12 protein-coding genes and 3 pseudogenes are annotated in these 14196 nt (G+C 70.9%); 6 read left to right on the forward strand and 9 right to left on the reverse strand.

Annotated features, from left to right (window positions below):
- Window positions 1-304: pseudogene (locus tag ACZ38L_RS24840) on the reverse strand (hypothetical protein); the annotation flags it as partial.
- Between the two features lie 325 nt (window positions 305-629).
- Between ACZ38L_RS24840 and ACZ38L_RS24845 the strand changes: the two are divergent.
- Together ACZ38L_RS24845 and ACZ38L_RS24850 are read left to right on the forward strand one after the other, a co-directional pair.
- Window positions 630-833, forward strand: coding sequence for a hypothetical protein (locus ACZ38L_RS24845; RefSeq protein WP_465697221.1), 204 nt, complete (start codon window positions 630-632; stop codon window positions 831-833).
- A 310-nt stretch (window positions 834-1143) separates the two neighbouring features.
- Complete coding sequence (locus tag ACZ38L_RS24850; protein ID WP_465697223.1) at window positions 1144-2262, forward strand: hypothetical protein; 1119 nt, start codon at window positions 1144-1146, stop codon at window positions 2260-2262.
- Between the two features lie 152 nt (window positions 2263-2414).
- Here ACZ38L_RS24850 and ACZ38L_RS24855 read toward each other — a convergent pair whose 3' ends face one another.
- Complete coding sequence (locus ACZ38L_RS24855; protein WP_465697224.1) at window positions 2415-2561, reverse strand: hypothetical protein; 147 nt, start codon at window positions 2559-2561, stop codon at window positions 2415-2417.
- Window positions 2562-2771: 210 nt separating this feature from the next.
- Between ACZ38L_RS24855 and ACZ38L_RS24860 the strand changes: the two genes are divergently transcribed.
- A complete protein-coding gene (locus ACZ38L_RS24860) occupies window positions 2772-4154 on the forward strand; it encodes a TolB family protein (RefSeq protein ID WP_465697226.1) in 1383 nt (460 codons plus the stop codon).
- Window positions 4155-4355: 201 nt separating this feature from the next.
- Here the strand turns inward: ACZ38L_RS24860 and ACZ38L_RS24865 are convergent, their stop codons facing one another.
- A complete protein-coding gene (locus ACZ38L_RS24865) occupies window positions 4356-5708 on the reverse strand; it encodes an endonuclease domain-containing protein (RefSeq protein WP_465697228.1) in 1353 nt (450 codons plus the stop codon).
- Window positions 5709-5952: 244 nt separating this feature from the next.
- A complete protein-coding gene (locus ACZ38L_RS24870) occupies window positions 5953-6942 on the reverse strand; it encodes a DUF2726 domain-containing protein (RefSeq protein WP_465697230.1) in 990 nt (329 codons plus the stop codon).
- 236 nt (window positions 6943-7178) lie between these two features.
- On the opposite strand from ACZ38L_RS24870, the pseudogene ACZ38L_RS24875 reads away from it, so the two are divergent.
- From ACZ38L_RS24875 to ACZ38L_RS24885, 3 genes and pseudogenes are all read left to right on the forward strand, one after another.
- Window positions 7179-7632: pseudogene (locus ACZ38L_RS24875) on the forward strand (AbiJ-related protein); the annotation flags it as partial.
- Between the two features lie 141 nt (window positions 7633-7773).
- Window positions 7774-8160, forward strand: a complete 387-nt coding sequence (locus ACZ38L_RS24880) for an abortive infection family protein (RefSeq protein ID WP_465697258.1) — start codon at window positions 7774-7776, stop codon at window positions 8158-8160.
- A 64-nt stretch (window positions 8161-8224) separates the two neighbouring features.
- Window positions 8225-8398 (forward strand): annotated as a pseudogene (locus ACZ38L_RS24885) (GntT/GntP/DsdX family permease); the annotation flags it as partial.
- 122 nt (window positions 8399-8520) lie between these two features.
- Here ACZ38L_RS24885 and ACZ38L_RS24890 read toward each other — a convergent pair.
- The 5 genes from ACZ38L_RS24890 to ACZ38L_RS24910 all read right to left on the reverse strand — a co-directional run bounded on the left by ACZ38L_RS24890 (window position 8521) and on the right by ACZ38L_RS24910 (window position 13776).
- A complete protein-coding gene (locus ACZ38L_RS24890) occupies window positions 8521-9042 on the reverse strand; it encodes a YbhB/YbcL family Raf kinase inhibitor-like protein (protein WP_465697232.1) in 522 nt (173 codons plus the stop codon).
- A gap of 112 nt (window positions 9043-9154) precedes the next feature.
- Complete coding sequence (locus tag ACZ38L_RS24895) at window positions 9155-9616, reverse strand: DUF5990 family protein (protein WP_465697234.1); 462 nt, start codon at window positions 9614-9616, stop codon at window positions 9155-9157.
- 101 nt (window positions 9617-9717) lie between these two features.
- Window positions 9718-11313, reverse strand: coding sequence for a glycerol-3-phosphate dehydrogenase/oxidase (locus ACZ38L_RS24900; protein WP_465697236.1), 1596 nt, complete (start codon window positions 11311-11313; stop codon window positions 9718-9720).
- Between the two features lie 126 nt (window positions 11314-11439).
- Window positions 11440-12960, reverse strand: a complete 1521-nt coding sequence (gene glpK / locus ACZ38L_RS24905; protein ID WP_465697238.1) for a glycerol kinase GlpK — start codon at window positions 12958-12960, stop codon at window positions 11440-11442.
- A 96-nt stretch (window positions 12961-13056) separates the two neighbouring features.
- Window positions 13057-13776 carry an MIP/aquaporin family protein gene (locus ACZ38L_RS24910; RefSeq protein WP_396567303.1) on the reverse strand — a complete coding sequence of 240 codons (720 nt, stop codon included), beginning with the start codon at window positions 13774-13776 and terminating at the stop codon, window positions 13057-13059.
- Between the last annotated feature and the right edge of the window lie 420 nt (window positions 13777-14196).

Consider the following 14196-nt stretch of genomic DNA (forward strand, 5'->3'; position numbering starts at 1 on the left):
GGGGGGGGGGAGGGAGCAGAAGGGTGTGGGGGTGGTTTTTTTGTTGGTTTTTTTTTTTTTTTTCCCCCCCCCCCCCCCCCCCGGCCGCCCCCCCCCCCCCCCCCCCCCCCCCCCCCCCCCCCCCCCCCCCCGCGACCGGGACGGTGCCGGGGATGGTGGTGGTGACGGTGCCGGTGGCCGTGTTGATCACGGACACGCTGTTCGAGCTGCGGTTGGTGACGCAGGCGCAGGGATGCCCGCCAGCGCCGCTCCCACGCCCGCCCCGACCCGTCTCCGGAGGGGCCGAGGATCCCGAAGAACACAGACGCCTGGCCTGGCCGGGTTGGCGGCCTGCCGTGGCATCCGGCCCCCTCCATCTGTCCGAAGCCGGGCCGCAGGTGGAGGGCGCCGGGGGCGAACAGGGCGGCCACCTCGGGCAGGGCCCCGGCGTCGAGTAGGTCGAAGAGGCGGATGACCAGTCGGTTGTTCGTTGTCACGCTGGGAGTCGACGCAGTTGGTCCGGGATCGGGCCAGGGGATGGGGCGGCTGGGCGAGGCCGATCGGGGTGTCCGCACTGGCCGCACTGCTGACCGGACTACCGGTGCTGCCGGTGAGCGCGGCCGACGCCGTGCGGGGGGCTGAACCCGACGGTGATCGAGACCTACGGGTGGCAGGGGTTCGTCGAGCAGGTGCGGCAAGCCGCCGCCGCGCTGCCACCCGGAACCCCGATCTTCACCAGCAACTACGGCGAGGCGGGCGCACTGACGATCCTCGGCCCGGCGCAGGGCCTGCGGGGATGTGGTGGTTGTGGCACTCGTGGCGGTTCATGTGCCACCTCCAGCGCTGTCCTTTGACATGCGATCTTGACGATTTCGTCTTCTTGCGGTTGCGGAAGGCATCGACCTTCGCTTGCAGGTAGTGCCGCTTCGTAGTGGGAGTCGGTGCCGGCATGCCCGCAGGGTCTTCGCCGTCGACTGAGGCGCTGCCAGTCCTGGGGCCCACCGTGTGGCGGCCGTGCGGTCGAAGGCCGGCACAGGGCGGTTGCGCGCGGGTCTGACCAGGGGGCGTGGGGGAGCCGCCGGGCCTTCTTCCGCTTTGAGCGGACAGCGTCTAGCGTTCCCCGCGGCAGCGCGTCGTGCGGTGCCATGGGGAGGGAAGACACACATGAAGTCTCTTGCGAAGGCTTTCCGTTGGGGCAGTGCGGCCTTGGCTGTCGCGGCTCTGCTCGGTCCGGCCGCGGGTGGGGCCGCGGCGGCTGCGCCAGCCAGGACGGCATGGCCGGTTTCCGGCAACGAGGCCACGATCCCGGTGGGCACGGGGGAGGCCGTGCCGGTGGTCAGCCCGGACGGTGGCAAGGCCTATGTCGCGGTGGTCGACGGGAACAACAACCTCGTGCTGAAGGTGGTAGACACCCAGGCCGACACGGTCATCGGCCAACTCGTCCTGGGCACCGATCAGTGGAGCCCGTACCTGGCTCTCAGCGCCGGCGGCTCGCGGTTGTACGTGCTGAACGGGCCGAGCCTGAGCGTGGTCGACACCGCCTCGCTGACCGTCCTCGCCTCGGTCGCCCTGCCGGATCAGCCGCGCCCGACCGGCTGGAGCCCGGGCACGACCGAGGGGCTGGCGCTCAGCCCCGACGGGTCCACCCTCTATGTGGCCCAGGACGGGCCGGAGACGTACCGCCAGTACGGGCAGGGCCGGGTACTGGAGTTCGCCACCGCCCAGCGGGCGTTCACCGCGCAGGTCCAGCTGCCGACGAACGAACTGGGCTCGGTGGTGGTCCGGCCGCACCATCACGACGTGTACGTCGGCAGCAGTGCCGGTGTGCTGCACCTGAGCACGGCCGGGGCCGCACCGAGCCTGGTCGGTGCTGTCCCGGGCACCTCCGCCGCCTACGGCTACGACTACTGGCTGGCGTTCACCCCGGACGGCAGGCGCCTGTTCGCGGTGAACGGCCTCGACACCGGTACCGGTGACCTGATCGACCCCGCCACCGACACCGTCACCAAGAACCTCACGCTGGTGAAGGGCGACCCGGACCTGGAGTACCCGCGGATCAGCGCGGACGGCCGCCGGCTCTACGTGGTCGACGACGACCTCGCCAACGGCCCCTCGATACTCGCCTTCGACGCCCGCACGGGTGCGGCCCTGCCGGACGAGACGGTGAGTGGGCTGGACGAGACCTCCGTAGACGGCCTGGTCCTCGGTCCCGACGGCGACACCATGTATGTGAGCGGCCGCGTGAACTGGGACACCGCCGCCCTGCAGATCGTCAACTACTGACCGTCGGCCGAGCCGCCCCGGTGTGGTCGTCCAAACGGACGACCACACCGAACACCCCGACCGGCAGCCGTGACAGCCGGCTCCGGCTCGGCGAGGGGCGCCGCGGCGGGGGAGCAGCAACGGGGTCGCCGGCTTGAGGACGCCGGCCAGTGCTATGGCGGTGCCCGGGCCGGGAGGTTCGCCGTTCCCGCGGTAGGTGGCGTTGAGCGCTTCGACCTGGTGATCGCGGCCGGCCACTGCTTCGCCGGGAAGGCGTTGTGCTTCTCCTGGTTGCCATAGATCATCGCGATGTACTTCATGGTGACGAGTGACCTCCTGGTGCCTCGCGCGCCGCCCTGGGCGCGCTGTCACCCATCAGTCGGAGCGGAGCCGGGGCCCTCTCCATCGGCCGACGACTCTTTTCGGTCGGATTCCTCCGCCCCCGTTGACCGTCGGCGGTGTCCGGCGATTGGCTCTCCCTGAACCCGCCGGGGTGGGGCGGAGTAGTCATCCGGGGAGGACAGATCAGCGTGAAACCGACCAACCGAACGACGCCCGCAAGAAGCCGACTCGCGCTCGGCGCCTGCGTGCTGGCGGCGGCCGCGTCCGTCGCCGTCACCGCCGCGCCCGCCCAGGCCGATCCGGCGTGGGGCTCCACCACCCAGGTAGACCTCGGGGCGAACGGCGCCCGGGCGGACCAGGCGTCGATGCTCCTCGGGGTCAGCGGCAACGGCCACTACGCGCTGTTCAGCTCGTCGGCGACGAACCTGGTGCCGGACGGCGCGCAGGTCGGCTTCGGCCTGTACGTCCGTGACCTGTGCACCGGCCGCACCGAGCTCGTCAGCCGGGCCGACGACGGCACCCCGCTGACCGCGCTCGACGACATCGCGGGGATCAGCGGCGACGGCCGGTACGTCGTGTTCTCCAGCGGCGCGGCCAACGTGGCCCCCGGGCAGCCCGCCAACGGCGCGTACAACGTCTACGTCCGCGACCTCGTCAAGGGCCGCACCCGGCTCGTCAGCGCCGGCACCCCGACCGCCGGAGCCCAGAACGACGTCGGCGCCTACCACCCGGCCATCAGCGCCGATGGCCGGAGCATCGTCTACATGTCAACCCGCACCGACCTCGTGCCGGGTGCCCCCGTCAAACCGAACACACGGAACATCTACGTCACCGACCGCGTCACCGGCCACACCCGCCTGGCATCGGTCGGAGCGAACGGGCAGGCAGCCGACAACGACTCGGACAACCCGACGATCAGCGCGGACGGCAGCACCGTCGGCTTCAGCTCCAGCGCCACGAACCTGCTCCAACCCGCGGCCCAGACGTACGGCGCCGCCGACGTACCCCTCCTGCGCTACACCAACCTCTACACCCACGACCTGGACCGCGGCACCACCACCCTCGCCAGCCTCGCCGCCGACGGCACGGCCGGCGCGGCGTCCCCGACCATCCGGCTCAGCCCCGACGGCCGCTACGCCACCTACGCCCTCGGCGCGGCCCCGCTGCCGGGCGGCAAGGCCCGCACCGAGCTGTTCCTCCAGGACCTGTCGACGGGCGAGGTGAAGAGCATCCGCACCTCGACCAACCCAGCGGCGATCTGCTGGGCGGACCCCTCGGCGGCCATCAGCGCCGACGACCGGTGGGTCTACTTCTCCGGCGGCTGCTCCGACACGACCATCCGCGCCTCGCAGGCCCGCTACGACCTCTACCGCCAGAACCTGGCGACCGGCCGCACCGAGATCATCAGTACGGCCTCGGACGGGTCGCAGCAGGACGGCGCCGCGATCGACCCGTACGTCTCCGACAACGGCAGGACGGTGGTGTTCACCGACGACAGCACCAACCTGCTCCCCGGAGGCACCAGCTCCGACGACTGGCACGTCTACGCCCGCACACGGGGCGAGGACTGAAGAATGTCGGTGGGCCCGACACGAATGTCGGGCCCACCGGCCTGCCGGCCTCGGCGGATCAGGCCGAGAGGTGGCCGACGACGTCGGCGACCACGTCCGTCGAGATCGTCGGCGATGACCGACGGGATCCCGACGTCGGGATCCGCCTCGACTACGTCGGCGACGCCGCCAGGGCGGGGAACTGGCAGAGCAGGTCTACGCTCAGAACAGCGTCAGGCCCTCGCTGCTGGTGTCCGGAACGACGGGCCGGAACTGCACGGGGACCGTGTCATGGCGGCCGGGCCCGGCAGCGGCGGCCACCGCCGGGGCTGTCTCGGCGAGCCAGGTGCGGAATCGGTTGACGGCCTCGCGGTAGGGGACTTGCGCCAGGACGCGGTGCTCCCCGCTGGGGCAGTAGTCCACACTCAGGGTGATCACGCAGGAGCTGGGCGCGTTGTGACTGCCTGTCCAGGAGGCGCGCAGTTCACCGCAGGGCGTGCGCCCGCGGGAGGTGTGTGGGGCGCGGTGGGTCGGACGCAGCCGTTCGCCGACCAGGAGCGCGGTTAGTGCCGCCAGGTGCGGCAATGGCAGCGTGGTGCGGGCGCGGCAGCCGGGGCAGCGGTGCCAGTGCCGCAGCCAGTCCTCGGCGTGGGTATGGAAGAGGGGCGCGTAGCGGCTGGTCACGTATACGTCGTTGTTGTAGAGGTAGTTCGGCCGTTCCCGCGCGTTGCAGGACTGGCAGACGGGCGCGCGGACGTAGCCGTGCTCGTGGCAGTGGTCGACCGCGAAGGCGGGTGCTTCCTGGCAGACGGCGCACTTCCACCCGGACACCTCCAGCGAGGCGCGCTTCTTGCTGAGCACCGAGTAGACGTGGCCTTCCAGCTCCCCGTTGTACGGGCGCAGCGTTGTTGTGCGGCAATCGGGGCAGATCGTCTGCCAGCTGCTGCCGGCCTGGATCCGCCACTGCTCGGGCTGATCCGCCACAGAGCCGCACCTCTGGCAGGTCCGCGCGGCCAGCAACCACCGCTCCTCGGCGTGCTCGGCCGCGTCCAGCACCTTCACCAGCGTGCGAGGTAGCCACCACGTGCCTCCTGTCCCCGCTCCGGTCCGCTCCATCAGAGACCGGCGCCAGTCGATCCCCGCCAGATGCGGCAGATGGTCGCTGCCGCGCAGCAACCGCCCAGGGGCAGCATCGACGCGGGCTCGGGCCCATTCCTGGCCCAGGCGCTGACGCCACCGCAGCGCCAGCCCGTCCCTCTGCTCCGCTTTCAGCGACCCGCGGAAAGGAGCGACACGGACCAGGCCGACCTTGCTCACCTCGACCGCACGTAGCTCCTCGGCCGCCCGGCGCACATCGGCCTCTTGAACATGCCACCGGCCGCCGACTCCCTTCACCGTCGGCACCGCGCGTGCGCCAAGCAGCACGTACCCCACCTGCGGATCGGCAGGGAAGCCGGTGAACGCTCGCCCAGCGGCCGGGAACACACTGTTGGCCATCAACTCGGCCCACAAGACATCGGCGACGGCCAGGGGCAAAAGGTCGCCCGTGCGGTGCGGAGTGGCGCGGTGCGGCATGCCCGGCACGCTATCAGGCACCACGGACACCGACCCCGGGCTCGGCCTGCCCCGCAGCCGCCGAACCTGCCGTCGGAGTACGGCGACCTCGTGGCGCAGAGCGAGATCATCCTCTGGGACTGCTCCAGGCCGACTGCAGCCACGCAACTGGCGCGCTCGATCACGTCATACTCCGCCCCGCCTCAGCTGCGGCCGTAGTCGGGGCGGCCTCCGAAAGCCTGCAGCGCCTACGGTTGGCAGAGTGTCAATATGTCTGCTTCTTCGTGTACGCCTTGGTAGGGAGGTGCAGGTCTCCGGCAGGGAAGCGGATCACGGGGCCTTCGGCGCCGCCCACTGCCAGTGCGTCGCCGTATGCAGCCATCAGCGCCGCGGTACCGCGATCGATTGCGGTCTGGACTTCCGCGACGGCTTTCCGCAGGCTGTGGATGTTCACGGCCACGGCCTGGCCGCTGATCCACTGCCGCGCTAGCTCGGCGATCTCGACGACCGCGAGCTGTGCGACCAGTTCGTTGGGGCTGATGCCGCGGAACTGGAAGTTCCGGGCAACGGTCTTTCCTAGCAGGTACCGGTCTGGAGCGACTGCCAGCCAGGAATGGGCTTGGACTCCGCGCTGCTCGGGTACGGCGGTGCAGAAGACATCAGGCAGTCGGCTCGGGAGATGACCGGCCTGGAAGGCCTCCAGGAGATCGACCAGTGCCTCGGCGTCGAGCGTTCCGAAGATGGGCCGCCCCCTGCTGTCGTGTTCGATGAAGTTGCCCATGTCGAAGGGCTCGTCGTACGGAATATAGCCCTGGGCCTGCGCCTCCTCGAAGGCCGTAGAACGGTAGAAGGCCTCCGTGAGGAAGGTCAGAACCCGCCACCGCCCGACCTTGCGGCCGAACTCGCTGGTGATCCGGAGCAGCGGCAGTCCCGCTTGCTCGCATATGTCGTCCTTGATCCGGTCCCGCTCCTGGGTGACGGGATCCTGGAAGTGCCGGCGGCCGTCCAACTCGACTGCGAAACGGGCGATGGACGACCGGGCGTCCACCACCAGGAAGTCGAGATGGGCGGAGAGTGCATAGGATCGGGAGCGTCGGCTCAGGCCGTCCATGCGATCGATTTCCACCACATCGGCCAGCCGCGCTTTGATGGCGAGCCGGTCGCCGTGGCTGGCAGCGATCCGGCTGAGCATTCGATCGGCTGACGCCTCGTAACTGTTCACCAGCAGTGGACGCAGTGTGCCCTGCTTCGCCATCGTCCTGTGTACCAGATAGCGCTGACGCCCGGGCCGCCCAGGGCTGTTGACCAACCGGCTCCGCGCCGAGAGCGGACGGGGCCGCGCACCGACTAGGCAACAGGTGGCCGCGGCGCGGTGGCGAGCAGGCCGCCCTGCCGCGAATCGGTCGCTGTCGAAAACCCTGCGGAATGCGCGCCGTGCACTGGGATGCTTGCCCAATCCGGAGAGCCACGCCAGGAACGGAGGCGCGGGAGATGGCACCACAGCGGAAGATCACCGAGGTCACCCGTCGGCGCATCTTCGACACCCTCACGCTCGAGAAGGTGGCCTGGGCCGGGCGGCTCGACGAGGACGACTTCCTCCGGCGGATCTACGCCCTTGAGTCCATGGTCAGCAACGACCGTCGCTTCGCCAACGCCGGCCGGGACATCGTCCAGCACCGTTGGAACAACGAGGACTGGCCCGATGAGTGGGTATTTTGACGACCGGTTTGAGTTGCTGGACGGCTCCGACAGCACCTTGCTCCGCTTCCTCGCCGAGATGCTCCATCCTGTCGTACGCCCGGACCCGGGCGAGGGTGACCGGCTTCTGGATGCCTTCAACACCCTTCTCGCAGCCGACGGCTACCAAATCGTCCAGGACGGCACGATCAGCGGCCTGCCCGTCTTCAAGGGCGTCAGAACTGCCGCGTTTCACGGAGACACGCCAGAGCTGCGGCTGGAGGACCGACGCCCGCTCACCGATCCGCGGGTCCTGCACGAGCATCTGGTGCGCATCCGCGACGGACTGCAGAAGGACCCGGCCGCCGCCATCGCCTCAAGCAAGGAGCTTGTTGAGAGCCTGTGCAAGGTGATACTCGACCACAGCGGCGTTGGCCACGGCCCCTCCGACGATCTTCCGGCCCTCTACCGCAAGGTAGCCGAACTCCTCTCGCTGAAGGCGGATTCCGTACCGTCGAGCGTGAAGGGGAGTGAGGCTGCCCAGAAGATCCTCCGGACGCTGGTCACCACCGTGCAGACGTTGGGTGAGCTTCGCAACCAACTCGGACTTGGACATGGCCGTTCGACACCCAGCCCAGCCTTCACCCGGCACGCCAGACTCGCCCTCAACAGCGCGGTTGCCGTCACCGAGTTCCTTCTCGAACAATGGGAGGAGCGCGCCGACCGCGGCGTACTGCCTCCGCCTGGCCCCGCGGTCACCTCTCAGTGGGCCTCCGCGTCGGATGAACTGCGGTGACGGTGACTCGACACCGTCGGAGCCCTGGCGTCCGCCGCAGCAGCACAACATGGCGTGCAAACAGCGAATCGCGGTGCTGATCCGGCTCGCCACCGGCTCCGCCACGGTGGCCACCGTCACCGCCGCCGGCATCGTCTCCCCGCTCGCGGCTGGGATGTCCAGCAGCCACACCGCGCTGCTGGTGCTCGCGGTCGGCGCCGGCTCGCTCTTCTTCTCGCACGTCAACGATGCCGGCTTCTCCTGCCGCTCAGCATGATCGTCTGAGAGGGTTCGTCCGAGCGGGTCCGTCCGAGACGGTCGGGACCGCCCGGCACGGCCCGGGCGGGACCGGCGCCCGCCCGGGCCGTGCCGTCCGCCGTGCTACCTGTTCTCGTACTCGGCGATGACGCCGCCCCGGCCCACCGCGAGGAACCCGAGGGTGCCGCCGATCGCCGCGGCCGAGGTGTCGGAGTCCAGCCCGAGCTTCTCCACGCTCAGCGCGTGCACGGTGAACACGTAGCGGTGCGGGCCGTGGCCGGCCGGCGGTGCGGCGCCGCCGAAGTTCTTGGTGCCGTAGTCGTTGCGCGCGTGGACCGCCCCGGCGGGCAGGCCGGGGAAGTCGCCGCTGCCGGCCCCGGTCGGCAGCTCGGTGGTGTCCGCGGGGAGGTCGAAGAGCACCCAGTGCCACCAGCCGCTGCCGGTCGGGGCGTCCGGGTCGAAGCAGGTCACGGCGAAGCTCTTGGTCTCCGGCGGGAACCCGCTCCAGCTCAGCTGCGGCGAGGTGTCTCCGCCGGCCAGCACCTGCGCCTCGCCGAGGGTGCCGCCGTCCGGCACGTCGGTGCTGGTCACGGTGAACGGGGGCACGGGCCGCTGGAAGTCGTGCGGAAGAGGGGGCCTGGTCACGCTGGTGTCGCCTCCCGGGTCGGTGGAGCGTCGGCGGAAACGTGGTCGCCCCGAGCCTAGACGCCCGGCCGGTGACCGTGCGTGACACCCGGTCAGTGGCGTCGCCGCGGGCTCAGCCGGACTCCGCCGCCGACCAGGTGATCAGCGGCGGCACCACCCGGGCGCAGAGCGGATGCCCCTTCGCGTCGGTGAGCGCGAGCCGGCCGAGCAGCCGCCCGGACGCCACGGCCGCCGCCAGCACCGTCGGGTCGACCGCGCCCAGCGGCAGCTTGGCCCGGCGGAACATGCCGAACGCCCCGTCCTCGGCCAACTCGCCCCAGGACAGGTAGACGAAGCGCTCACCCGGGCGCCCCTGGACGTACGGCCCGCGCAGCTCCACCCCGCCGGGGCCGGCCGCCACCGTGCAGGGCAGCGTCCAGCCGACCGCCGCCGCGTCCCCCGGCTGCGGGTCGAGCAGTTCGTCCCGCCGGTTCCGGCGCTGCACCGCGACATGGACGTTCCCGGCGCCCGGGAAGCCCGGCCCGGGCGCGCAGGAGCGGCCCGGCAGCCGGTGGCCCTCGATCCGAATCTCCATGCGGCGATTCTCCGCCGGACCGCTGACACGTCCGGGAACGCCGGTGGGCGGGACCCCGAAGAGGTCCCGCCCACCGACGCGTCAGATCAGCCCTCGACCGTTCAGCCCTGCGCCCGCTTGGCCAGGAAGTCGGTGACCTGCTGCTGGATCTCCGGCGTGTTGAAGCCGCGCACCGTCATGGTGGTGCGGCGGCGCAGCACGTCGTCCGCGGTGTACGCCCACTCGTTGTCGGCGGCGAAGGCGACCTGCGCCCAGACGTCCGGGCCGTCCGGGTGGATCGGCTCGCCCAGCGACGGGTCCTCGGCGATCATCCGCGCGATGTCGAAGGAGAGCGTGCCGTAGTGGCTGGCCAGGTGCTTGGCGACCAGCGGCTCCATCCGCGAGCCGGGCTCACGGTCGATCAGCAGCCGGTGCGCGACGGCGTTCGGCGCGCCGATGCCGGGAAGCGGGACGGTGGCTGGGATGGGGTTGAGGTCGTCGCCGATCCCGGTGCCGCGGACGTGGGCCAGCTTCTCCAGCACGGTCCGGCCGATGTGCCGGTAGGTGGTCCACTTGCCGCCGGCCACCGAGAGCATCCCGCCCTTGCCCTCGGTCACCACGGTCTCGCGCTTGGCGGCGGCGGTGTCGCCGGGGCCGCCGGGCAGCACCCGCAGGCCGGCGAAGGAGTAGGTGATCAGGTCACGGTCGAGGTGCTCGTCGCGGATCGCGTGGCCGGCCTCGTCCATGATCTGGTCGATGTCGGCGTCGGTGGCCCGGACGTCCTTCGGGTCGCCGGTGTACTCCTCGTCGGTGGTGCCGAGCAGGACGTGGTCCTCCCACGGGATGGCGAAGGAGACCCGGTACTTGTCGATCGGGATGGTCAGCGCGGCGCGCCACGGGGTGCGGCGCTTGACGACCACGTGGGCGCCCTTGGAGAGGCGGATGCTCGGCGCGCAGCCGGCGTCCTCCATCGCGCGCAGGTGGTCCACCCACGGGCCGGTGGCGTTGAGCACCAGGCGGGCGTTGACGCCGAACTCGGTGCCGTCCAGCCGGTCCTTGAGCTCGGCACCGGTCACCCGGCCGGCGGTGAACCGCAGGCCGGTCACCTCGGCGTGGTTGAGCACCACGGCGCCGGCGTCGACGGCCGCGCGGACGGTCATCACGGCGACCCGGGAGTCGTTCATCTGGTGGTCGCCGTAGACCGCGACCGAGCGCAGGCCCTCGGTACGCAGCGCGGGCACCTGCTGCGCGGCGTGCGCGGCGGTGGAGACCCGGCCCATGCCGTCGCGGAAGGCGGAGAGCGCGGAGTAGAGGAAGACACCGGCGCCGAGCTTGGGGGCGCTGTGCGGGCCGCCCTTGTAGACCGGCACGAAGAAGGTCAGCGGGTTGACCAGGTGCGGGGCCACGTCGGTGGAGAGCGCGCGGCGCTCCTTGTGGTTCTCCGCGACCAGCTTGACCGCGCCGGTCTGCAGGTAGCGCAGACCGCCGTGGACCAGCTTGGAGGAGGCGCTGGAGGTGGCGCCCGCGAAGTCGCCCGCGTCCACCATGGCGACCTTGAGGCCGGCCTGGGAGGCGGTCCAGGCGACCGCGGTGCCGAGGATGCCGCCACCGATCACCAGCAGGTCGTAGGTCGCCTTGCCCAGCAGCTCACGGGTCTCGGCGCGGGAAGCGGTGCGGCCGGGGGTGCGCTCGGCGCCCAGGGTCGGGATGGTTGCCATGGTGTGTGTTCCGGGCCGCGGTGCGGGCGGCGCCGGTTCTCCTCTCGAATTGCGGTTCGGCCTCCGGGGAGGCCGGGGAAAACTCGTGAGCCGGCCGGGGCGTCATCGCCCCGGCCGGCGTACGGCTCAGCTCTCCTGGTCTTCCTCCTCGACCCAGCCCATGGTGCGCTCCACGGCCTTGAGCCACTTCTTGTACTCGCGCTCCCTGGTGGCCTCGTCCATGCGCGGGGTCCACTCGGCCGCGCGGTGCCAGTTGGCCCGCAGGGTGTCGAGGTCGTTCCAGAAGCCGACCGCGAGGCCGGCCGCGTAGGCGGCGCCGAGCGCGGTGGTCTCGGCCACGAACGGGCGCTCGACCGGGGCGTTCAGCACGTCCGCGATGTTCTGCATCAGCAGGTTGTTGGAGGTCATGCCGCCGTCGACCTTGAGGGCGGTGAGCTCGACGCCGGAGTCCTTCTCCATGGCGTCGACGACCTCGCGGGTCTGCCAGGCGGTGGCCTCCAGCACGGCGCGGGCCAGGTGGCCCTTGGTGACGTACCGGGTCAGGCCGGCGATCACGCCGCGGGCGTCGGAGCGCCAGTACGGGGCGAACAGGCCGGAGAAGGCCGGCACGAAGTAGGCGCCGCCGTTGTCCTCGACGGTGTTCGCCAGGGTCTCGATCTCGGCGGCCGTCGAGATGATGCCGAGCTGGTCGCGCAGCCACTGCACCAGCGAACCGGTGACCGCGATCGAGCCCTCCAGGGCGTAGACCGGGGCCTGGTCGCCGATCCGGTAGCCGACCGTGGTCAGCAGGCCGTGGTACGAGTTGACGACCTTCTCGCCGGTGTTGAGCAGCAGGAAGGTGCCGGTGCCGTAGGTGGACTTGGCCTCGCCCTCGTCGAAGCAGGTCTGGCCGAACAGCGCGGCCTGCTGGTCGCCGAGTGCGGAGGCGACCGGGACGCCGGCCAGGTCGCCGACGGCCTCGCCGTAGACCTCGGCGGAGGAGCGGATCTCCGGCAGGACGGTCAGCGGCACGCCCATCGACTCGGCGATCTTGTCGTCCCAGGCCAGCGTGTGCAGGTTCATCAGCATGGTCCGGCTGGCGTTGGTCACGTCGGTGACGTGCTTGCCGCCGTTGACGCCGCCGGTCAGGTTCCAGATGACCCAGGTGTCCATGGTGCCGAAGAGGATGTCGCCGGCCTCGGCGCGCTCGCGCAGGCCCTCGACGTTGTCCAGCAGCCAGCGGATCTTCGGGCCGGCGAAGTAGCTGGCCAGCGGCAGGCCGGTCTCACGGCGGAAGCGGTCCTGGCCGACGTTGCGGCCGAGCTCGCGGCAGAGCGCCTCGGTGCGGGTGTCCTGCCAGACCAGCGCGTTGTGGACGGGCTCGCCAGTGTTCTTGTCCCACAGCACGGTGGTCTCGCGCTGGTTGGTGATGCCGATCGCGCGGATGTCGTCCTTGGTCAGGCCGGCCTTCTCCAGCGCGCCGCGGACCACGGACTGCACCCGGGTCCAGATCTCGCTGGCGTCGTGCTCGACCCAGCCCGGCTGGGGGAAGATCTGCCGGTGCTCCTGCTGGTCGACGGAGACGATCCGGCCGTCGGCGCCGAAGATGATGCAGCGGCTGGAGGTGGTGCCCTGGTCGATCGCGGCGATGTAGTTGCCAGTGGTCATGCGAAGTCCTCGGCTCAGATGGGGGAGGGAGGGGGCCGGTGCGTCTGACGCAGTCTCAGTCCCCGTGGGTGGGAGCGGGGCAAACCCCGGACGGCGTTAGAACAGGCCCTTGTAGAGCAGGCCGGAGAGCAGGCCGCCGATGATCGGGCCGGCCACCGGGATCCAGGCGTAGCTCCAGTCCGAGCTGCCCTTGTTGGGGATCGGCAGCAGCGAGTGGACGATGCGCGGGCCGAGGTCGCGGACCGGGTTGATCGCGTAGCCGGTCGGGCCGCCGAGCGAGAGGCCGATGCCGACCACGGTGAAGGCGGTGATCAGCACGCCGATGCCGGAGAGGCCGACGCCCTTGGTCAGGCCCTGGGTGAGGATGGCCATGCAGAGGACCATGGTGGCGATGATCTCGGTCAGCAGGTTCTGGATCGGGTTCCGGATCTCGGGCCCGGTCGCGAAGATGCCGAGGGTGGGCTCCTCGTTGGCCTGGAACTGGCCGAGGTAGGTCAGCCAGACCAGCACGGCGCCGATCATCGCACCGAGCAACTGCGAGCCGAGGTACAGCGGCACCTTGCTCCAGTCACCGCTCTCGACGGCGAGAGCCAGGGTGACCGCCGGGTTGAGGTGGGCGCCGGACTTCGGGGCGACCATGTACGCGGCGATCATGACCGCGAAGCCCCAGCCGAAGGTGATCGCCACCCAGCCCGCGTTCTGGGCCTTGGACTTCTTGAGCGTGACGGCGGCGCACACGCCGCCACCGAGGAGTATCAGCGCGGCGGTGCCGAGCGTTTCGCCGACGAAGATGTCGCCGTTGGAGAAGGCGGACACAAAGACTCCTTTGTCCGTATGGCCGTTGCCTTGAGGGTGAGCCCGTGGCAGGCAGGTGGGGGGAGCACCACGGCGGGGGGACCGTGGCGGGTTCGGGCGTCCCGTCCCCGGGAGGCAGCCCTGCGGCCGGGCAGTCGAGCGGTCTCCGGCGGTTCGTACCTGGGTACGTTCCCTCCGGCCGCCGTTCGACAATGTCGAACCGCTAGGCGGAAGCTTTCCTGCTGGCAGCCCGCACGTCAAGGGACGGTTACCTCCCTGTGATCCACCCCTCTCCGGCCGGGCGGCGACGGTGCTGAGAAACGGACAAAACGTCGCGGGGGGGGGGGGGGGGGGGGGGGGGGTGGGGGTGGGGTGGGGGGGGGGGGGGGGGGGGGGGGGGGGGGGGGGGGGGGGGGAGGGGGGGGGGGGGGGGGGGGTGGT

The organism is Kitasatospora sp. NPDC024654 (assembly GCF_055559155.1).